At 63.1% G+C, this 19,054-nt stretch carries 16 protein-coding genes; 13 read left to right on the top strand and 3 right to left on the bottom strand.

What is annotated here, in order from left to right:
• Positions 1-75: 75 nt before the first annotated feature.
• Together AC3IYG_RS15055 and AC3IYG_RS15050 are read right to left on the bottom strand one after the other, a co-directional pair.
• Entirely contained in the window at positions 76-1,113 is a 1,038-nt protein-coding gene (locus tag AC3IYG_RS15055; protein WP_489309700.1) for an AraC family transcriptional regulator, read from the bottom strand.
• 4 nt (positions 1,114-1,117) lie between these two features.
• Complete coding sequence (locus AC3IYG_RS15050; RefSeq protein WP_489309698.1) at positions 1,118-2,248, bottom strand: carbon-nitrogen hydrolase family protein; 1,131 nt, start codon at positions 2,246-2,248, stop codon at positions 1,118-1,120.
• 221 nt (positions 2,249-2,469) lie between these two features.
• Here AC3IYG_RS15050 and AC3IYG_RS15045 point away from each other — a divergent pair, with 221 nt between their 5' ends.
• The 5 genes from AC3IYG_RS15045 to AC3IYG_RS15025 all read left to right on the top strand — a co-directional run bounded on the left by AC3IYG_RS15045 (position 2,470) and on the right by AC3IYG_RS15025 (position 8,734).
• Positions 2,470-4,506, top strand: coding sequence for an oxidoreductase (locus AC3IYG_RS15045; protein ID WP_489309696.1), 2,037 nt, complete (start codon positions 2,470-2,472; stop codon positions 4,504-4,506).
• A gap of 84 nt (positions 4,507-4,590) precedes the next feature.
• Complete coding sequence (locus tag AC3IYG_RS15040; protein WP_489309694.1) at positions 4,591-5,019, top strand: nuclear transport factor 2 family protein; 429 nt, start codon at positions 4,591-4,593, stop codon at positions 5,017-5,019.
• Positions 5,020-5,235: 216 nt separating this feature from the next.
• Positions 5,236-6,603 carry a chromosome partitioning protein ParA gene (locus tag AC3IYG_RS15035; RefSeq protein WP_489309692.1) on the top strand — a complete coding sequence of 456 codons (1,368 nt, stop codon included), beginning with the start codon at positions 5,236-5,238 and terminating at the stop codon, positions 6,601-6,603.
• 42 nt (positions 6,604-6,645) lie between these two features.
• On the top strand, positions 6,646-7,632 hold the full coding sequence (locus AC3IYG_RS15030) for a 1-aminocyclopropane-1-carboxylate deaminase/D-cysteine desulfhydrase (RefSeq protein WP_489309690.1): 987 nt from the start codon (positions 6,646-6,648) through the stop codon (positions 7,630-7,632).
• The gene (locus tag AC3IYG_RS15025; RefSeq protein WP_489309688.1) at positions 7,625-8,734 is read left to right on the top strand and encodes a cyclic nucleotide-binding domain-containing protein; all 1,110 of its coding nucleotides are present in this window, start codon (positions 7,625-7,627) and stop codon (positions 8,732-8,734) included. The genes AC3IYG_RS15030 and AC3IYG_RS15025 overlap by 8 nt, the downstream gene beginning before the upstream one ends.
• Positions 8,735-8,785: 51 nt before the next feature.
• Here the strand turns inward: AC3IYG_RS15025 and AC3IYG_RS15020 are convergent, their stop codons facing one another.
• Positions 8,786-9,748 (bottom strand): DUF1853 family protein, encoded by a 963-nt coding sequence (locus AC3IYG_RS15020; RefSeq protein WP_489309686.1) that lies wholly within the window; start codon positions 9,746-9,748, stop codon positions 8,786-8,788.
• Positions 9,749-9,977: 229 nt separating this feature from the next.
• Here AC3IYG_RS15020 and AC3IYG_RS15015 point away from each other — a divergent pair, with 229 nt between their 5' ends.
• The 8 genes from AC3IYG_RS15015 to pepN all read left to right on the top strand — a co-directional run bounded on the left by AC3IYG_RS15015 (position 9,978) and on the right by pepN (position 18,519).
• Complete coding sequence (locus AC3IYG_RS15015; RefSeq protein WP_489309684.1) at positions 9,978-10,868, top strand: NAD(+) kinase; 891 nt, start codon at positions 9,978-9,980, stop codon at positions 10,866-10,868.
• Positions 10,869-10,870: 2 nt separating this feature from the next.
• Positions 10,871-11,842 (top strand): metallophosphoesterase, encoded by a 972-nt coding sequence (locus AC3IYG_RS15010; protein WP_489313921.1) that lies wholly within the window; start codon positions 10,871-10,873, stop codon positions 11,840-11,842.
• Positions 11,843-11,914: 72 nt separating this feature from the next.
• Positions 11,915-13,264, top strand: a complete 1,350-nt coding sequence (locus AC3IYG_RS15005; protein ID WP_489309682.1) for an ATP-binding protein — start codon at positions 11,915-11,917, stop codon at positions 13,262-13,264.
• Positions 13,264-13,749, top strand: coding sequence for a hypothetical protein (locus tag AC3IYG_RS15000; RefSeq protein WP_489309681.1), 486 nt, complete (start codon positions 13,264-13,266; stop codon positions 13,747-13,749). The genes AC3IYG_RS15005 and AC3IYG_RS15000 overlap by 1 nt, the downstream gene beginning before the upstream one ends.
• Positions 13,749-14,675 (top strand): tetratricopeptide repeat protein, encoded by a 927-nt coding sequence (locus AC3IYG_RS14995; RefSeq protein WP_489309679.1) that lies wholly within the window; start codon positions 13,749-13,751, stop codon positions 14,673-14,675. The genes AC3IYG_RS15000 and AC3IYG_RS14995 overlap by 1 nt, the downstream gene beginning before the upstream one ends.
• An 82-nt stretch (positions 14,676-14,757) precedes the next feature.
• Positions 14,758-15,018 (top strand): YeaC family protein, encoded by a 261-nt coding sequence (locus AC3IYG_RS14990; RefSeq protein ID WP_489309677.1) that lies wholly within the window; start codon positions 14,758-14,760, stop codon positions 15,016-15,018.
• Positions 15,015-15,842 carry a DUF2797 domain-containing protein gene (locus AC3IYG_RS14985; protein ID WP_489309675.1) on the top strand — a complete coding sequence of 276 codons (828 nt, stop codon included), beginning with the start codon at positions 15,015-15,017 and terminating at the stop codon, positions 15,840-15,842. Before AC3IYG_RS14990 ends, AC3IYG_RS14985 begins: the two co-directional genes overlap by 4 nt.
• A gap of 19 nt (positions 15,843-15,861) precedes the next feature.
• Positions 15,862-18,519 carry an aminopeptidase N gene (pepN, locus tag AC3IYG_RS14980; RefSeq protein ID WP_489309673.1) on the top strand — a complete coding sequence of 886 codons (2,658 nt, stop codon included), beginning with the start codon at positions 15,862-15,864 and terminating at the stop codon, positions 18,517-18,519.
• Positions 18,520-19,054 lie beyond the last annotated feature (535 nt).

Raw genomic sequence — 19,054 nt, 5'->3', positions numbered from 1 at the left:
AGCTCCTCGAATGCCGCGCAGGCGAGCAGGAAGATCCCGCCGAACTCGCGGAAGACGCCACTGAGCTGTGACGCCCTAGCTGGCTTGCCGTTGTGCGCGGCGGAACTCGCCAGGGGTTTGCCCACTCCAGCGTTTGAAGGCGCGCTGAAAGGCTTCCGCCGAGGCGAAGCCCAATAGATAGGCGATCTCGCCAAAGGCCAGCTCGGTGTCGCGGATATAGGCCATTGCCAGATCGCGGCGGGTGTCGTTGAGGATGGCGCGGTATTGCGTGCCTTCCTCCGCCAGCTTGCGCCGCAGCGTCCAGGTGGGCAGTTGCAGGCGTGCCGCCACCTCTTCCAGATCGGGCTCGCGCCCATGCAACAGCGGGCCGAGCAATTGGCTGATGCGCTCGCGCAGGCTGCGGGTGCGGGTCAGTTGCTCCAGTTCGCGTTCGCAAATTTCCAACAGATGACGCCAGGTGCTCGGGCAATGCTCGGGGTTGCGCAGGGCCAGGTTCGCCTGGTTCAGGCGCAGTTGGTTGGCGCTGGCAGCGAACTCCAGCGGGCAGCCGAAGACTTCGGCGTAACGCTCGGCATAGCTGGGTGCCGGGAACTCGATGTCGACCTTTTCCACGCGCAACCTTTGCCCGGCCAGGGCGCTGAGTTGGCAGGCCCAACTGGCCAGTACCGAGTCGACGACAAAGCGGTTGTAGGCGTTGTACGGGTTGATCGAATAAAAGCGCAACCAGGCGCCTTGCGCATCCTCGTGCAGGCTCGACTGGCCACGATAGTTGTAGGCGTACAGCGGTTCAAAACGAATCAGGGCGCGGGCGGCTTCGCGCACGGTCGGGGCTTGTGCGGCAGTGACGCCTGCCAGGCCGACCTGGCTGAGGCGGTTCAGCTGGCCCATCGCCAGGCCAAGGCCGGGGTCGCCCGTCAGTTGGATCGCGGCGTGCCCGAGGCGCATATAGCGCGGGATTGACAGCCTGGCGCGTGGCTCGGCCAGACGTGCGGCATCCAGGCCGTATTGTTCGAGTAGCGGTGCGGGGTCTTGCCCGCGTGCGCGTATGGACTCGGCCAGGCTGTGGACGAAGCCGACCGAGAGGTCGCCGAGCCGGACGCGCGTGGGTTTCATCGGCCTACAGCCAGAGGTTGAGCAGGCGGGCGCCGTGGCCGTCGCCCGCCAGGCTGTGTTGGTCGGGAGTGGCGAGCAGGCTTTGGCCATCGCTGCCCAGGTCCCACAACTGGCCGCGCATGAATACGGTGATGCCCGCCCGGGCACCGCTGCTGGAGAGGCGGGCGGGCATGGCCAGACGTTGCCAGGCTTCGCCTTCGCTCAGTTCGCCGGGTTTCAGGCTGACGTCGCTGGGCGTCGCGCGGCCGTTATAGCCGTTCCAGGGCTTGGACCAATGGCCGTTGCCGGTGATAAACGCCGGCACGGCCAATAGCTCGACACCGCTGCTGGCCAACTGGGCATAAGCCGCCGGGTACCAGCTGTCGGCGCAGATCAGTACGCCCAGACGCCCGGCGGGTGTATCCAGGACCTGCAGCGCAGTGCTCGGCGCAGCGGCGGTGAAACCCTGCTCGTCGCGAATCGGGAAACTTTTGCGCTGCGGCTGGCCAAGCGGTGCGCCATCGCTGCCGAACACCAGGCTGACGTTGTACAGCGGGCCGCCGCCGACCGTCAGGGTGCCGTTCACCACGCTGGGCTCCGGCAGCACGATCGAGCCGGCCACCAGGGTGATGCCGAACTCTTTGGCCAGGCCGCCGAACAGGGTTTGGTAGTCGCGGGCCATGGCCTGGCCCTTCATGCGGAATAAGGCATCGGCCACACGATCCTCGCCTTGCGCGGAAACCAGCGCGCGCACGAATTGCAGCGGATGGCTGGCAGCCAGCCAGGCCATCGCGTCCTCGATGGTTTTGGCCTGATAGACCTCGGGTTTTTCGCCGCTGGCGACCAGCCAGGTGCCGACGTGCTCCGGCAGTACGGCGATGGTCTTGTGGTTGAGCAAGCCTTCGTCGCGGGCCTTTTCCAGGTAGGCGGCGAGTTTCAGGCGCAGCAGGTCGACGCTCTGGTAGTCGCCGGAAAACAGTTCCGGCTGGATGCCCAGCAGGTTGCCGCGTTCACCGGGTTGGCCCTGGTTGAGCGCGACCTGGCTGCGCAGGTCGGACAGGTAATGGCCACGCGGACGCAGCTCGGTCCACATGGCGTAGGCGCTGATGGTGGCGATCAGGAGGGTGAGGGCGGCGAAGCTGAGTAGTTTGCGCATGGGATAAATGTGTGCGGGATTCGGCCTCTAGGGTAGGGCGCGGTGCTTGGCTTGCCAAGTCGCGCTGCGCGTTTTGATCAATAACTTGTAACTTTGGATCATTGAGTGGGGTTCGGTAGCTCTTTATCGTCTGCTGCATAACTGATCGCTGCCCAGCGCCGGCAATAACCGGCACCGAGGCGGCGACATTCCGTGAATACACTGCTTGTCGTGGAGCACCTATGACCGCCGCTCACTTTCCGCACCTGTTGGCCCCGCTTGACCTGGGTTTCACCACTCTGCGCAACCGCACCTTGATGGGTTCGATGCACACCGGCCTGGAAGAGAAACCGGGTGGCTTCGAACGCATGGCGGCCTACTTCGCCGAACGTGCCCGCGGTGGCGTTGGCCTGATGGTGACCGGCGGTATCGGCCCGAACGCCGAGGGTGGGGTGTATTCCGGCGCGGCCAAGCTGACCACCGAGGAAGAGGCGCAAAAGCACAAGATCGTCACCCAGGCGGTGCACGAGGCGGGCGGTAAGATCTGCATGCAGATCCTGCATGCCGGCCGTTATGCCTACAGCCCGAAGTCGGTGGCGCCGAGCGCGATCCAGGCGCCGATTAACCCGTTCAAGCCCCAGGAGCTGGACGAGGAGGGTATCGAGAAGCAGATCGAGGATTTCGTCACCTGTTCCAGCCTGGCCCAGGTGGCCGAGTACGACGGCGTCGAGATCATGGGCTCGGAAGGTTATTTCATTAACCAGTTCCTCGCTGCGCACACCAACCAGCGTACCGACCGTTGGGGCGGCAGCTACGAGAATCGCATGCGCCTGCCGGTGGAAATCGTCCGCCGCGTGCGCGAGGCGGTCGGGCCGAACTTCATCATCATCTATCGCCTGTCGATGCTCGATCTGGTGGAAGGTGGCAGCACCTGGGACGAGATCGTGCTGCTGGCCAAGGCTATCGAGAAGGCCGGCGCCACTCTTATCAATACGGGTATCGGCTGGCATGAAGCGCGTATCCCGACCATCGCCACCAAGGTGCCGCGTGCCGCGTTCACCAAGGTCACCGCCAAGCTGCGTGGCGAAGTCGGCATTCCGCTGATCACCACCAACCGCATCAACACCCCGGAAGTCGCCGAACAGGTACTGGCCGAAGGCGATGCCGACATGGTGTCCATGGCGCGGCCGTTCCTCGCCGACCCGGACTTCGTCAACAAGGCCGCCGAAGGCCGCAGCGACGAGATCAATACCTGCATCGGCTGCAACCAGGCCTGCCTGGACCACACCTTTGGTGGCAAGCTGACCAGTTGCCTGGTCAACCCGCGCGCCTGCCATGAGACCGAGCTGAACTACATCCCGACCACCCAGGTGAAAAGGATCGCCGTGGTCGGTGCCGGCCCTGCCGGGTTGTCGGCTGCCACCGTGGCGGCCGAGCGTGGCCACCAGGTGACCCTGTTCGACTCCGCCAGCGAAATCGGCGGCCAGTTCAACGTGGCCAAGCGCGTGCCGGGCAAGGAAGAGTTCTTCGAAACCCTGCGCTACTTCAAGCGCAAGCTGGAAACCACCGGCGTCGACCTGCGCTTGAACACTCGGGTGAATGCCGTCGAGCTGGCTGCGGGCGGTTTCGACGAGATCATCCTGGCCACCGGTATCGCGCCGCGCACGCCAGCCATTCCCGGCGTCGACAGCCCGAAAGTGATCAGCTACCTGGATGCCATCCTCGAGCGCAAAGCGGTCGGGCAAAAAGTGGCGGTGATCGGTGCCGGTGGTATCGGCTTCGATGTCTCCGAGTTCATCGTGCATCAGGGCCAGGCCACCAGTCAGAACCGCGACGCGTTCTGGAAGGAGTGGGGCATCGACGCCGATCTGGAGGCGCGCGGCGGTGTCGCCGGTATCCAGGCTGAGCCCCATGCGCCGGCCCGTGAGGTGTTCCTGCTGCAGCGCAAGAAATCCAAGGTCGGCGACGGCTTGGGTAAGACCACCGGTTGGATTCATCGCGCCGGGCTGAAGAACAAGCAGGTGCAGATGCTCAACAGCGTCGAGTACCTGAAGATCGACGACGCGGGCCTGCATATCCGCATCGCCGAGGGTGAGCCGCAGGTGTTGGCGGTGGATACCGTGATCATCTGCGCCGGCCAGGACCCGCTGCGTGAGTTGCAGGACGACCTGCTCGCCGCAGGGCAGCAGGTGCACCTGATCGGCGGCGCCGATGTGGCGGCCGAGCTGGATGCCAAGCGCGCGATCAACCAGGGTTCGCGCCTGGCTGCCGAGCTTTAAGGCGTTCTGAGTAAACCGTCTTGTCCGTGAAGCGGGCGGGACGGTTTGCGCTTTGTTCCGCAGGTTTTCCCAAGGAGTACGTTTATGCCGGCTCTATCGCCCAGCCCCGCTGTCGCCCTTACCCTGGAACACTGGCATGCCATGCTCGAGAGCAAAGATCTGCGCGCTCTGCCTGGTTTGCTGCATCCGCAAGCGGTGTTTCGTTCGCCGATGGCGTACACGCCTTACAACGGTGCGCCTGTGGTTTCGATGATCCTCAATACGGTGGTGCAGGTGTTCGAGGACTTTACTTACCATCGGCAGCTGTTCAGCGCCGACGGTTCGAGCGTGATGCTGGAGTTCAGCGCCCACGTCGGTGAGCGTCAGCTCAAGGGCATCGACCTGATTCAGTTCGATGCGCAAGGCAAAATCATCGATTTCGAAGTGATGATTCGGCCCATGAGCGGCCTGCAGGCTCTCGGTGAGGAAATGGGGCGTCGGCTGGCGCCGTTCCTGGCGGCCGCAACAACCTGAGGCGTTGCACCAAACCCATCACACTTTCGCTCCGCCGCTGGTTCGCTCGCGTGCCACGGTGGGCGACTGCCAACCCAGTCACATTGCCCTTGGTCCTTTTTCCCCTAGACTTGTCGAAAATACGCGATAGCGCCTGATTGTGCCGATTGCGCGCAATCTGACACGAGCGCCACCCGCCCAAGCGGACTATCACCGTGTTGGCCTAGAGGGAAACCGATGAGCATGCAGATCAAGCCGCAGATGGTGGAAGCCGTGATGTTCTTCAATGAGCGCGGCATCTGCAAGGAAATGCTCTTTCCTGAATTTGAGGCCCTGCTCGATGGCATCGTCAACATGCCGGAGTTCACCGATCAGCAGATGCGCGTCGCCTATGTGCTGATCAACCCGCGCTTGCTGGTGCGGGCGGTGGTGTTCTTCTACCTGGATTTCGACGAAAAAGGTTCGCCCGACAGCGGCTGGAACATCCCTTTGCGGCACCTGGCCGAGCGCTCGGGGCGGGGGCCGGATCTCGGCGCCGGGCCGATCCGTTTGGCGTGCCGCAGCCAGTGCCCGGTGTCCTGGCATCAGATGCACCTGTGGGACCCGAACCTGGCGCCAGGGCAGAACGATCTGGTGCTGCTGCGCGATGCGGCCAAGCGTAATCAGCTGGGTTTGCTGGTCGAGGATGACTCGGCGCAGTCGGTCGCCCTCGAGCGCCTGAACATGGCCTCCGAGGACAAATGGCACGCGCCGGATACAGCCAGGGAAGACGCCGCGAAGCTGGCGGAGAAAATCGATCATGAGCACCGCCTGAAAACCGCGCAACTGATCAAACAGCAGCGTCTGCGCATCACCAGCCAGGGCCAGCGACACGAAGAGGAGTTGGCCAAGCTCAAGCTGGCCAGCGCCGAGGAAAGTAAAACGCTGCAGGTACGGATCCATGGCCTGCACCAGGCATTGCGCCAGCAGGAAGAGCTCAATGCCAGCCTCAAGGCGCAATTGGCTGCGCAAGCCGATGGCTTTCAGAAAAGCCGCGAGGAAATGACTCAGCAATTGCGCGCCGTCGAGCGCCATGGCCGCACCGAGAACGATATTCTGCGCACCCAGTTCGACGCCGAGCTGCAAGCCAGAATCGCCTCGGCGGTGGTGGAGTACAAAGAACAGATCGCCATTCGCGATGTCGAGCTGGCCTACCGCAATGAACTGGACACGCAGCAGCAACAGGAGATCGAGCGTCTCAAGCGTGAGCGTGACGCCTTCGCCAGCCAGGGCGGTGAGCAGATTCTCGAGCGTCTGGCCAAGCTCGGCGTGGTGTTCGTGGTTTATCACCCGGGCGCCGGCCACCTGACGATCCCGCTGCAGGATATCGCCCGTTATCAGGACAATCCGCTGGCTTACGCCGCGGCCAAGAGCTTCGTTTCCGAGACGCAGTACCGCCAGTGGCTGGCGCATTACCAGACCTCGACCTGCGAGGCGAGCTTGCCCGGTGGCGAGCGCTGCGCCATGCCGATCGACCGGGTGGACAGCCCCAGCCGGTTCGTCGCCGGCGATTCCGATTGCTGTGCGCGGCACAAGGCCAGCAACCGCCTGCGCACTGTCAGCTAAGCCTTGTCTCTCGTTGTTCCGCACTGGGCGCCAAGGGCGCCATTGGAGCTTTTGCCGCTCGATTGGCTGACGCTGGCTGGCGTCGAGCTGGCGGTGCTGCGCCTCGACCGCATCGATGCACTGATCAGCGGTAACAAATGGTTCAAGCTGACCGAACACCTGTCCGCCGCCGCGGCTGCCGGTGCCGATGGGTTGATCAGCCTGGGCGGGGCGCACTCCAATCACCTGCATGCCTTGGCGGCAGCAGGCAAACGCTTCGGTTTCCCGACTGTCGGCTTGCTCCGTGGTGAAGCACAAGACACCCCGACCGTGCGCGATCTGCAGGCCTGGGGCATGCAGCTGCACTGGCTCGGCTACGGCGGTTATCGCGCCAGGCATCGGCCGCAATTCTGGGACGAGTGGCAGGCACGTTATCCGGCCTTGCATGCCGTGCCGGAGGGTGGCGGCGGCTTGCCGGGGGCGCTGGGTTGCGCGGTGCTGCTGAGGCAGGCGCGCGAGCAGTTGGCGGCGATCGGCTGGGCAGGTTACGACGGCTGGTGGCTGGCCGTTGGCACGGGCACCACGCTGGCCGGCCTGGTGTTGGCGGAGGCGGGCGAGCATCCGGTATTCGGTGCCATGGCGGTGCCGGGTGACCATGGTGTGGCGCAGCAGGTGCAGACGATTCTGTCCCAGGCCGGCGTGGCCGACAGCGGTTATCACCTGCTGGATGCCTGCCGCGGCGGGTTTGCCAAGGTCGATGCCGCGTTGACGGGCTTCATGCTTGAGCACGAGGCGGGCCGTGGGGTGCCGCTGGAACCGTTATATACCGGGAAAGCATTAATGGCATTGCGCCAGCAGGTCGAGGCCGGTTACTTTGCCCCTGGCACGCGCCTGCTCTTCGTCCATACGGGCGGTTTGCAAGGGCGCAGGGCCGCCGGCATGAGCACTTTGGCCATGAACAGCGAACCGCTGCATTTGCGCGATGTGGCTGAACCTGTGCTCGGCGACATTGAGCGCCGAGCTGTGGAGTCTGGAAATTTTCATGAGTGACCCGCTGAATCCCGAACAACTGCGCAGCCTGACGCCGCTCAACGTGCTGTCCGAGCAGCAGTGGCGTGAGCTGCGCGCCCAGTTGGTGCCGCAACCCCTGCTTGCCGGTCAATTGCTGTTCCGCCAGGGCGATCAGGCGCGGCAGACCCATTACCTGCTGGCGGGCGAGCTGCTGCTGACGGCTGTCGATGGGCAGCAGGAGCGCCTGGTGGCGGGCACTGAAGCCAGCTGTCACCCGTTGTCGCCCAGCCTGCCGCGCTTGCATGAAGCCCGGGCGCTGACCGATGTCAGCCTGCTGAGGCTGGACAGCGCGACCCTGAGCCGCTTGTTGACCTGGCGCCTGGCCTATCAGGACCTGCTGCTGGAGCTGGGGCAGGCCGGCGCGGATGTGGAATGGCTCGAGCAATTGCTGGCCAACCCCCTCTTCGCCAAGGTGCCGTCGCCGAATGTGCGGGCCATGCTCGAACGTTTGCAGCGCATCGAATTGCCAGCCGGGAGCACGGTGTTGCGCGAGGGTGAGGTGGGCGATTGCTGCTTCTTCCTCAACAGCGGCCGCGCCGAGGTGATTCGCAGCGAGGGCAGCGAGCATCAGGTGCTGGCTGAGCTGGAGGTCGGTGCCTGTTTCGGTGAGGAGGCGCTGCTGGCCGACCGGCCACGCAATGCCACCGTGACCATGCTGGAGGATGGCGTGGTCTTGCGCCTGGATCGCCAGGACTTCTTCGTCTTGCTCAAGGCGCCGGTGGTCGACGAGGTGTCGTTCGGTGAGGCGGCGCGGCTGCTGTCGGGTGGCGCGCAGTGGCTGGATGTGCGGCTGCAAGAGGAGTATGAGCGCGCCCACGCCCTCGAGTCGCTGAACATGCCGCTGCAGTTGCTGCGCCTGAAGGCGCGGTTGTTGGACAAGGCGCGCACTTACCTGTGCTACTGCGACAGCGGTAAACGCAGCGCCAGTGCCGTGTTCCTCCTGTCACAGCTGGGCTTCACCGTGTATGCCTTGCGCGACGGTTTGGATGCTTTGCCGGCGGTGCTGCGCGATGGCCTGCTCTGCGAAAGTGGTTCGGGCTACCTGGCCCGCTCCGGCGGGCGCACCGAACGCAGCCGCTAAGGCGTTTACCCAGCGCGCCGTCCGGGGGCTCAGAACCGCTGGCGGCGAGGCCTACAGCGGGGCTTTGCCGGCGCCGCCGTGGTGCGGCCAGTGGTCTGCGACCAGAAATAAGCGCTCGGCTTCTTCCCAGCTTCCCGCTGAATTCTCGCTGAATCTGACCAGCAACTGAGCTGGCGCATGCTCGTCCAGTTGTGTCAGCCATTGCGTCAGCTCCAGCGTTGTCCAGATATCCGCATGGGCCACGCGCGCCGGCGCCAGCCAGGTCTGTCGCGGTATCGGTTGCCAGCGCCCGTCGGCGCTGGCGGCGAGAAAGGCCGGCCAGTCGCGGCGGTGCAGCCAGCTGCCACGCAAATGTTGCGGGTGGGCGCCGTGCGGGGCCACACTTTTTCCGGGCCAGGGGTAGAACAGGTAACCGCCGAGCCAGAGGTCGGCCTGGAGCTGCGTGATGCCAAACTCGGCCAGCACGGCCTGCGCTTCGGGGCGGGCGGAGAGGGGGAGTTGGTGCTGGCACAGATGGCTCAGCTTGAGATCCAGGCGATCATGGCTGCCAGGGCCGAGCCAGTGCATGGCGGCAGTGCCATCGCCGCATTGGGGGCCGAGGTAGAGCTTGATCGCCAGCTCCAGGTGATGCACGCCCTCGTCATCGCGCAGCAGCAGGTCCAGTTCGCCCAGGGTATGCCCGGCCTGGCGGATCGGCAGGTTGGACGCCAGCAGCACGATGCCCGGGGCCGCCTCCAGGGCGAATTGCCAAAGCCGCTCGTAGTACAGGCCCAGGCGTCGCACCGAATGCTGTGCCAGCCAGGCTTCGAGCGCAACGCTGTTGCGGTCCAGGGTGTGCAGCCAGTCGGCCAGTTTTTCCGGTGCAGCGGCCCAGGCGCTGGCACTCAACGGATGGCGCTGCGGCCATGGGCTGCTGCTGAGCAGCGGTGGGGCGAGCAACACCCAGGCCAAGTCGCGCACCTGGGGCTGGTGCAATCGGTGGGGCAGGTCGGCAAGCATGGCGAAAGGCATCATGTTGCGAGCATAGCGCCTGTCAAGGGGAAAAGGCGTTGCGGCCGCTATGCAGAGGGGCGGCCAGCCGCTTTCGTCATGCCGCGCGGCGGCTGCCCGCTCGCACTCGCGGGCGGAATCCACGCGCTTGGCCCGCACCGAGCCACTGGAGTGCAGCACTGGTTTGCCGCTGTCGGCGGCTTTCGCCCATAATCGGCCTATCTTGACTGTCCCCGTGCCCCGTAGGAGCCCCATGGAGCAATTTCGCAATATCGGCATTATCGGTCGCTTGGGTAGCTCGCAGGTGCTCGACACCATTCGCCGGCTGAAGAAATTCCTGCTCGAGCGCCAGTTGCACGTGATCCTCGAGGACACCATCGCCGAGGTGTTGCCCGGCCACGGCTTGCAGACGTCGTCGCGCAAGAGCCTGGGCGAAGCCTGCGACCTGGTGATCGTGGTCGGCGGCGACGGCAGCCTGCTCGGCGCCGCGCGGGCCCTGGCGCAGCACAAGGTGCCGGTGCTGGGGATCAACCGTGGCAGCCTGGGCTTTCTCACCGATATCCTGCCGGATGAGTTGGAGGTCAAGGTCGCCGCGGTGCTCGACGGCAAGTACCTGGTGGAAAACCGTTTTCTGCTGGAGGCTGAAGTGCGCCGGCATGCCGAAACGATCGGCCAGGGTGACGCCCTCAACGACGTGGTGCTGCACCCCGGTAAATCTACGCGGATGATCGAATTCGAGCTGTATATCGACGGCCAGTTCGTCTGCAGCCAGAAGGCCGACGGCCTGATCGTCGCCACGCCCACCGGCTCGACCGCCTATGCGCTGTCGGCTGGCGGGCCGATCATGCACCCCAAGCTGGATGCCATCGTCATCGTGCCGATGTACCCGCACACCCTGTCCAGCCGCCCCATCGTGGTGGACGGCAACAGCGAGCTGAAAATCGTCGTGGCCAAGGACATGCAGATCTACCCGCAGGTTTCCTGCGATGGGCAGAACCACTTCACCTGTGCGCCCGGCGACACCATCACGGTCAGCAAGAAGCCGCAGAAGCTCTGCCTGATTCACCCGCTGGAGCACAATTATTACGAGGTCTGCCGAACCAAACTGGGTTGGGGCAGCCGGCTCGGTGGCGGGAGCGATTGATGCTGCTCGACCCGGCTCGCGGCTATGACTTGATCGGTGATGTACACGGTTGTGCGCACACTCTCGAGCGCTTGCTGGACATGCTTGGCTACCGTCAGCAGGCTGGCGTCTGGCGCCACCCACGGCGCATGGCGCTGTTTCTCGGCGATATCGTCGACCGTGGACCGCGCATCCGTGAGGCGCTGCATATCGTCTATGGCATGGTCGAAGCGCAGCAGGCGCTGTGCATCATGGGCAACCATGAGTTCGACGCGCTGTGCTGGAACACCCCCGCGCTGCCGGGCAGCGGTCGGCAGTTTGTCCGTGAGCACTCGCCGCGCAACGCCCGGTTGATCAAGCAAAGCCTGGAGCAGTTCGAGGCGTACCCGGATGAGTGGCGCGAGTTTCTCGGCTGGTTCTATGAATTGCCGCTGTTCATCGATGCCGGCCATTTCCGTGTGGTGCATGCCTGTTGGGATGCCGGTTTGATCGACTCGTTGCGCGCGCTGTATGCCGATGGCCGGGTGGATGAGCCGTTTCTGCAGGCCGCCGCAGCGCCGGGCAGTTTTGCCAGCCAGGTGTTCAACCGGCTGCTGCGCGGCACCGGCATGCGCTTGCCCGATGGCCTGACGCTGACCGGCGACGACGGTTTTACCCGCGCCTTCTTTCGTACCAAGTTCTGGGAAGAGGACCCGCAAACCTACGGTGACATCGTGTTTCAGCCGGACGCCTTGCCCGAGCAGGTGGCGCGCACACCGCTGAGCGCGGCGGAAAAAACCGAACTGCTGCGCTATGGGCCGAAGGAGCCGCCGCTGTTCGTCGGCCACTACTGGCGCAAAGGTCGCCCGGCACCAATCCGCCCGAACCTGGCGTGCCTGGACTACAGCGCCGTGCTCTACGGCAAGCTGGTGGCCTACCGCATGGACCAGGAAAGCCGTATCGACCCGAATAAATTTGCCTGGGTGGATGTTGAGCGCCCGGAAGCCCCGCAATAAGAACCGCCGCAATCAGAGACGCCGCGCCGCGCGCGGTATGCCACTACTTTCCCGATGGAGCTATTGCGCTATATGGATGACGCGACGCTGGTGCAGTTGGAGACGGCGTTAAGCCTGTCTCCGGACAATGAGGCGCTGCTGGTGCTGGTGCTGCAGGCCTGTATCGACCGCAGTGAATGGGCACGTGGCCTGGGCAAATTGCCGGCTGGCCTGGAGCAACGCAGCGACGCCGAGGCCTTGCGCCTGCTGGCCGCGCGCCTGTGCCTGGGCGCTGGTGAGGCTGAGCGAGTGTTGCTGCTGGTGCCGCAACCCACCCCCGAGGCGCAACTGCTGCGCGCCCAGGCGCTGGGCGATTTGCAGCGGCGTGACGAAGGCCTGCAGGAATACCGCGCGGCGGTGCAGGCCAACCCGGCGTTGGAAGACGTCAACCTGCAGCGTCGCCTCAGCGCGCAGGTGGTGGACTTTCCCGGCGGCGAAGGGCGGCCGCGTTTGCGGGTGATCTCCAACGACGACACGGAGAAAAGCGAAACCACCCGCCTGCTGGCGCCCGAGCTGGAAACCCTGACGTTTGACGACGTCGGCGGGCTGGATGAGTTGAAGAAAACCATCCATAAAAAAATCATTCTGCCGTACCAGAAACCGGGGCTGTTTCAGAGGTTTCGCAAGCGCGTCGGCGGCGGCATTTTGCTCTACGGGCCGCCCGGTTGCGGCAAGACTATGCTGGCGCGTGCCACGGCCGGCGAGTGCAAAGCCACGTTTATCAACGTGGCGATTTCGGATGTGCTGGATATGTACATCGGCGAGTCCGAACGCAAGCTGCACGCCCTCTTTGAAGAGGCGCGGGCCAAGGCGCCGGCGGTGCTGTTTTTCGACGAAGTGGAAGCCTTGGGTGGCAAACGAACCAACGCCCGTGAGGCGACGTCGTCAAAGTTGGTCAGCCAGTTTCTGACCGAAATGGATGGCTTCGCGCAGACCAATCATGGCGTTCTGATCCTAGCTGCGACCAACGTGCCCTGGTCGGTGGACGCCGCGTTCCGCCGTCCGGGTCGTTTTGATCGCGTGCTGTTTGTGCCGCCACCGGATCGCCCGGCGCGCGCCAATATGCTGCGCCTGATGATGGCGGAGCGGCCCACCGAGGGCGAGATCGACTACGACTTCCTGGCCAAGAACACCGCGGGTTTCTCCGGCGCCGATTTGCGTGAGCTGGTGGAAACCGCTGTCGACGAAGCCATCGAGGAATCCATTAACGAAGGCCGCGAGCAACCGATCACCGACCGCCACCTCAAGGCCGCACTGAAAGAAGTGCGCGCCACCACCGTGGAATGGCTGACGACCGCGCGGAACTACGCGCGCTACGCCAACGAAGGCGGGCAGTACGACGAAGTGCTGAAGTTTCTTGAACAACATGGCAAGGGGCGTTGATGGGCGAGCGAGCGATGTATCGGATCGACGATGAACCGCGCCCTGGAACCTTGGCGAAATTCGCTGTGGAACCGTTGTGGCCATTGCTGGGCTTGATGATGGGTGGTGCGTGGCTGGGGCTGCCCTGGTTTGTTTTCAACGGCATTGCTGTGGGTAGCCCGACCCGCGTGCGTGAAGCAATCGTGGCGTTGATCGGCCTGCTGGGTAGCCTGGCCCTGGCCTTCGCTTTGCTCTATCTGTGGGAGAGCGGGCTGATTGTTTCCAGGGAGCTGTTGCCTTACGCCTTGCTGGTGTTGGTGGTGTGGAAACTGATCATTGGCTATGTGCTGTTTCTCCTACAAAGCAGAACCATCGAGCTTTATCAGTACTACGGTGGCGTGCTCAATCGCTTCGGTTTGCCGGTGGCGTTATTGGGGGCCTTTGCCTTGCGCGGCATGGTGCTGAACCTGTTGCCCTTTACCCTCTGGCATCTGGTGATGAACTGATGAACGACTCTTACTTGTTGAGTCAGGCGTACCAGCGTCTGAATAGCGGCCAGGTGGAAGGGGCCATCAATTGCCTGCGTCAGTTACTGAGCGATGAGCCAGAGCATGCCGAGGCCCACGCTCTGTTGGCGCTGTGCTTGTTGGAAACCCGTCGCGCGGTGGCGGCGGAGCGCGAAGTAGCCCTGGCGCTGGCCGGTGACGCGCAATCCGAATTCGCCCATTACGTGGCGGCTCGTGTGGCCATGGCGCGGCGCAAGTTCAGCCTGGCGCAGCGCCATCTGGATCAGGTGCTGGAGATCAATCCGCTTGAGGTTCGCTATCAGTTGGCCCAGGCCAATCTGCTTGATTTGATGGGCAAGCGCGCACAGCAGCAACTGCCGTTTTTGCAGCGTGCGCTGGAGTTGGCGCCCGACGATCCAGACTGTCTTGCCGAGCTCGCGGAGTTCTATCGGCGCAACGGTGAAGTGGATAAATCAGAGCATTTCGCCCGTCAGGCGTTGCAGCAAAATGCCAGCCACAGCGGTGCAATCGTCACCCTTGGGCATCTCTTGCTACGTCGTGGCAAGGTACAGGCTGCGCGTGAGCACGCCATCTGGGCGCTAGGCGAAGATGCCAACGATGTGGCTGCGCTCTATCTCATCTCTGCGGTTAAGGCGCGCAGCAATCCGCTGTTGGGTCTGTGGTGGCGCTACAACTCGTGGATGTCAGATATGGGGCCAACGCGTTCGATAGTGGTGCTGTTGGCGATGTTTGTCGTCTATCGGGTCGCGGTGATTTTCTTTGGTCAGCACGGCCAGCCTTTGTTGTCTCAGGCTATTCAGTGGGCCTGGCTGGCCTTTGTGCTGTACAGCTTTGCGGGTCCGCAGATGTTCAAGCGCTCGCTGGCTAAGGAACTCGAACAGGTCAAGCTGTCGCGGGACTTCTAGTGCAGTGGAACAACTTCTGACCGGTGTCGGTGCACTGGCGCGCCGTCGCCGTTAAACTGCGACTTTGTTTTTGGAGGCGTCTATGTCGTCCTTTGCTGAAATGATTGAAAACATCACCCCGGATATTTACGAAAGCCTGAAGTTGGCGGTGGAAATCGGTAAGTGGTCCGATGGCCGCAAGCTGAGCCAGGAGCAGAAGGAGCTGAGTTTGCAGGCGGTCATCGCCTGGGAATTGCACAATCTGCCCGAGGAGCAGCGCACCGGCTACATGGGGCCGCAGGAGTGCAGCTCGAAAGCCGCGCCAGTGCCGAACCTTCTGTTCAAGTCGGACGCTATCCATTGAGTGAATTGGGTCGTGGCGCCTTGCGCAAAATGTCGGTGCGCCTGGAAGCGCCGGTGCAGTACGCGTTCCGCCTGGGTGATGAGGAAGTGCCGGTCAACCCGCTGATCGGTAAAACCCTGCGCCTGGAATACCTCGGGGCTATCCATTGCAGCCATTGCGGGCGCAAGACCAAAACCAGTTTCAGCCAGGGCTATTGCTACCCGTGCATGACCAAACTGGCGCAGTGCGATATCTGCATCATGAGCCCGGAACGCTGCCACTATGATGCTGGCACCTGCCGGGAGCCGAGCTGGGGCGAGCAGTTCTGCATGACCGATCATGTGGTCTATCTGGCCAATTCGTCCGGGGTCAAGGTCGGCATTACCCGTGGCACCCAAGTGCCCACCCGCTGGCTGGACCAGGGCGCGAGCCAGGCGCTGCCGATCTTGCGGGTAGCGACCCGGCAGCAGTCCGGCTTCGTCGAAGACCTGCTGCGCAGCCAGGTGGCGGACAAGACCAACTGGCGCGCCTTGCTCAAAGGCGATGCGCAGCCAGTGGACCTGCCGGCGATTCGTGAGCAGTTGTTCGACAGCTGTGGTGCAGGCCTGCTGGCGTTGCAGCAGCGTTTCGGCTTGCAGGCGATCCAGCAGTTGAACGACCTGGAACCCATCGAGATTCGTTACCCGATCGAGGCTTACCCGGCCAAGATCACCAGCTTCAACCTGGACAAAGACCCGATCGCCGAAGGTACGCTGTTGGGCATCAAGGGCCAGTACCTGCTGTTCGATACCGGTGTCATCAATATCCGCAAATACACGGCTTACCAACTCGCCGTGCATTCCTGAACGTAAAGGGCCATAAGCCATGCGCACCGAACAACCGAAGATGATTTACCTGAAGGACTATCAGGCGCCGGACTACCTGATCGACGAGACCCATCTGACCTTCGAGTTGTTCGAGGACCACACCCTGGTTCATGCGCAACTGGTGATGCGCCGCAATCCCGAGCGCGGCGCCGGTTTGCCGCCGCTGGTGCTCGATGGCCAGCAGCTCGAACTGTTGTCCCTGAGCATGGATGGCCAGGCTCTGTCGGCGGCCGACTACCAGTTGAGCGACAGCCACCTGACCCTGCAGCCAGTGGCGGCCAGTTTCACCCTCGACAGCAGCGTGCGCATCCACCCGGAAAGCAACACCGCGCTCGAAGGCCTGTATAAATCCGGCAGCATGTTCTGCACCCAGTGCGAGGCCGAGGGTTTTCGCAAGATCACCTATTACCTCGATCGCCCGGACGTGATGAGCACATTCACCACCACGCTGAGCGCCGAGCAGCATCGCTACCCGGTGCTGTTGTCCAACGGCAACCCGATTGCCAGCGGGCCGGAAGAGGGCGGTCGGCACTGGGCGACCTGGGAAGACCCGTTCATGAAACCGGCCTACCTGTTCGCCCTGGTCGCCGGTGATCTGTGGTGCATCGAAGATACCTTCAACACCATGAGCCGGCGCGAAGTGGCGCTGCGCATCTATGTCGAGCCGGAAAACATCGACAAGTGCCAGCACGCCATGGATAGCTTGAAAAAATCCATGCGCTGGGACGAAGAGGTGTATGGCCGCGAGTACGACCTGGACATCTTCATGATCGTCGCGGTCAATGACTTCAACATGGGTGCCATGGAGAACAAGGGCCTCAATATCTTCAACTCCAGTTGCGTGCTGGCCCGCGCCGAAACCGCCACCGATGCCGCGCACCAGCGGGTGGAAGCGGTGGTCGCCCACGAATACTTCCACAACTGGTCGGGCAACCGCGTGACCTGCCGCGACTGGTTCCAGCTGTCCTTGAAGGAAGGCTTTACGGTGTTCCGTGATGCCGAGTTCAGTGCCGATATGAACTCGCGCACGGTCAAGCGGATTGAGGATGTGGCCTTCCTGCGTACCCACCAGTTCGCCGAAGATGCCGGCCCGATGGCCCACCCGGTACGCCCTGACAGCTTCATGGAAATCTCCAACTTCTATACCCTGACCGTGTACGAGAAGGGTTCGGAAGTGGTGCGCATGCTTCACACCCTGCTGGGCGCCGAAGGCTTCCGCAAGGCGACCGATCTGTACTTCCAGCGCCACGATGGTCAGGCCGTAACCTGCGATGACTTCATCCAGGCCATGGAAGATGCCAACGGCGTCGAGTTGAGCCAGTTCAAGCGCTGGTACACCCAGGCCGGCACGCCGCGCCTGCAGGTCAGCGAGGCTTATGATGCCGCCGGCAAAACCTACACCCTGACGTTCCGCCAAAGCTGCCCGGCCACGCCTGGGCAGGCGCAGAAGCTGCCGTTCGTGATTCCGGTCGAGTTGGGGCTGTTGGATAGCCAGGGCGGGGCGCTGCCATTGCGGCTGTCCGGTGAGGTCGGGGCGCAGGGCGAGACGCGGGTGCTGGCGGTTACCGAGGCCGAGCAGGCGTTCACCTTCGTTGACCTGGCGGATAAGCCATTGCCGTCGCTGCTGCGCGGGTTATCTGCACCGGTCAAGCTGAGCTTCCCCTACGACCGCGATCAATTGATGTTTCTCATGCAGCACGATGCCGACGGCTTCAACCGCTGGGAAGCCGGCCAGCAGTTGTCTGTGCAAGTGCTGCAAGAGTTGATCGGCCAGCATCAGCGGGGTGAGAAACTGCTGCTCGATCAGCGCCTGGTCGCTGCCTTGCGCACAGTGCTGGAAGATCACCAGCTGGACCAGGCCATGGTGGCTGAGATGCTGTCGTTGCCGAGCGAGGCGTATCTCACCGAAATCAGCGCAAGCGCGGATGTCGATGCCATCCATGCCGCCCGCGAGTTCGCCCGCCAGCAGTTGGCCGAGGCCTTGTTCGCACCGTTGTGGCAGCGTTATCAGGCGAATCGTGAGTTGTCTCGACACAGTGCCTATGTCGCCGACGCGGCGCATTTCGCCCGGCGCAGCCTGCAAAACATTGCGCTCTCATACTTAATGCTGAGTGCCAAGCCGCAAGTGCTCAGCGCCTGCCTGGAACAATACGACGCGTGCGACAATATGACCGAGCGCCTGGCGGCGCTGGCCGTATTGGTCAACTCGCCGTTCGAGCAAGAGAAGAGCAAGGCGCTGGCGGCGTTCGCCGAGCACTTCAAGGACAACCCGCTGGTGATGGATCAGTGGTTCAGCGTGCAGGCGGGGAGCGCTCTACCGGGCGGCCTGGAGCGGGTTCAGCAATTGATGCGGCACCCGGCGTTCACCCTGAAAAATCCGAACAAGGTGCGCGCGCTGATCGGCGCCTTCGCTGGCCAGAACCTGATCAACTTCCACCGCGCGGACGGTGCCGGTTATCGCTTCCTGGCGGACCTGGTGATCACCCTCAACGGCCTCAATCCGCAGATTGCCTCTCGCCAGTTGGCGCCATTGACGCGTTGGAGCAAGTACGACGCGGCCCGCCAGGCGCTGATGAAGGCCGAACTGGAGCGAATCCTGGCTTCGGGCGAGCTTTCCAGCGACGTCTACGAAGTCGTCAGCAAAAGCCTAGCCTAAGGCGAGTCCTGCCTTTCTGAGGTGTTACCGGCCATTGGTCGGTAACACTTTTTTGTTACCTATTGAAATAACCAGCACCCTGCTTATTAGCAAACCCGCTTTAGGTTGGGGGTTTGGCCTTGACTGTGGGGTGCGCGCGTGGGTAAGAGAAATTATGTGATGTGGCGTTGAGTGACAATACGCGCCAGATCGTAGGACAGGTTGCGCGATTGTCCACTGCTCGATGGGTTAATCGATCAGTGAATGATCAGTCATAAAAAGGCCTTGTGTTCACAATTTGTTGGCGCCAGTTTATTGAATTAAAACGACTGTTTGGCACCATGGTTGCAGGACAGTTCAGGATTTGGCCCCGAAATGGTGCGTTTAGAATCAGGGGCGCGCGTCAAGCGTGTTGGGGGATTTTCTTCCGATCAACTAAAAAAGACCGCCACGACAGGCCGTTTGAAAACCGAGCGAGCGCAGGTCAGACATGGCTGAGGCCACAGACCAAGCGCAGTCGTTTTCACCCGGCCGGATCAGTGCGGCTGCGCTGCGC

Source organism: Pseudomonas sp. KH_027 (assembly GCF_057838565.1).
Note: the sequence above shows the minus strand (reverse complement) of the source record. Positions and strands in the feature narration are given on the sequence as shown.

Excerpts from the sequence above, each read along its gene's own strand:
- AC3IYG_RS15055 (WP_489309700.1), bottom strand. The coding sequence starts at position 1,113 with ATGAAACCCACGCGCGTCCGGCTCGGCGACCTCTCGGTCGGCTTCGTC.
- AC3IYG_RS15050 (WP_489309698.1), bottom strand. The coding sequence starts at position 2,248 with ATGCGCAAACTACTCAGCTTCGCCGCCCTCACCCTCCTGATCGCCACC.
- AC3IYG_RS15045 (WP_489309696.1), top strand. The coding sequence starts at position 2,470 with ATGACCGCCGCTCACTTTCCGCACCTGTTGGCCCCGCTTGACCTGGGT.
- AC3IYG_RS15040 (WP_489309694.1), top strand. The coding sequence starts at position 4,591 with ATGCCGGCTCTATCGCCCAGCCCCGCTGTCGCCCTTACCCTGGAACAC.
- AC3IYG_RS15035 (WP_489309692.1), top strand. The coding sequence starts at position 5,236 with ATGAGCATGCAGATCAAGCCGCAGATGGTGGAAGCCGTGATGTTCTTC.
- AC3IYG_RS15025 (WP_489309688.1), top strand. The coding sequence starts at position 7,625 with ATGAGTGACCCGCTGAATCCCGAACAACTGCGCAGCCTGACGCCGCTC.
- AC3IYG_RS15020 (WP_489309686.1), bottom strand. The coding sequence starts at position 9,748 with ATGATGCCTTTCGCCATGCTTGCCGACCTGCCCCACCGATTGCACCAG.
- AC3IYG_RS15015 (WP_489309684.1), top strand. The coding sequence starts at position 9,978 with ATGGAGCAATTTCGCAATATCGGCATTATCGGTCGCTTGGGTAGCTCG.
- AC3IYG_RS15005 (WP_489309682.1), top strand. The coding sequence starts at position 11,915 with ATGGATGACGCGACGCTGGTGCAGTTGGAGACGGCGTTAAGCCTGTCT.
- AC3IYG_RS15000 (WP_489309681.1), top strand. The coding sequence starts at position 13,264 with ATGGGCGAGCGAGCGATGTATCGGATCGACGATGAACCGCGCCCTGGA.
- AC3IYG_RS14995 (WP_489309679.1), top strand. The coding sequence starts at position 13,749 with ATGAACGACTCTTACTTGTTGAGTCAGGCGTACCAGCGTCTGAATAGC.
- AC3IYG_RS14990 (WP_489309677.1), top strand. The coding sequence starts at position 14,758 with ATGTCGTCCTTTGCTGAAATGATTGAAAACATCACCCCGGATATTTAC.
- pepN (WP_489309673.1), top strand. The coding sequence starts at position 15,862 with ATGCGCACCGAACAACCGAAGATGATTTACCTGAAGGACTATCAGGCG.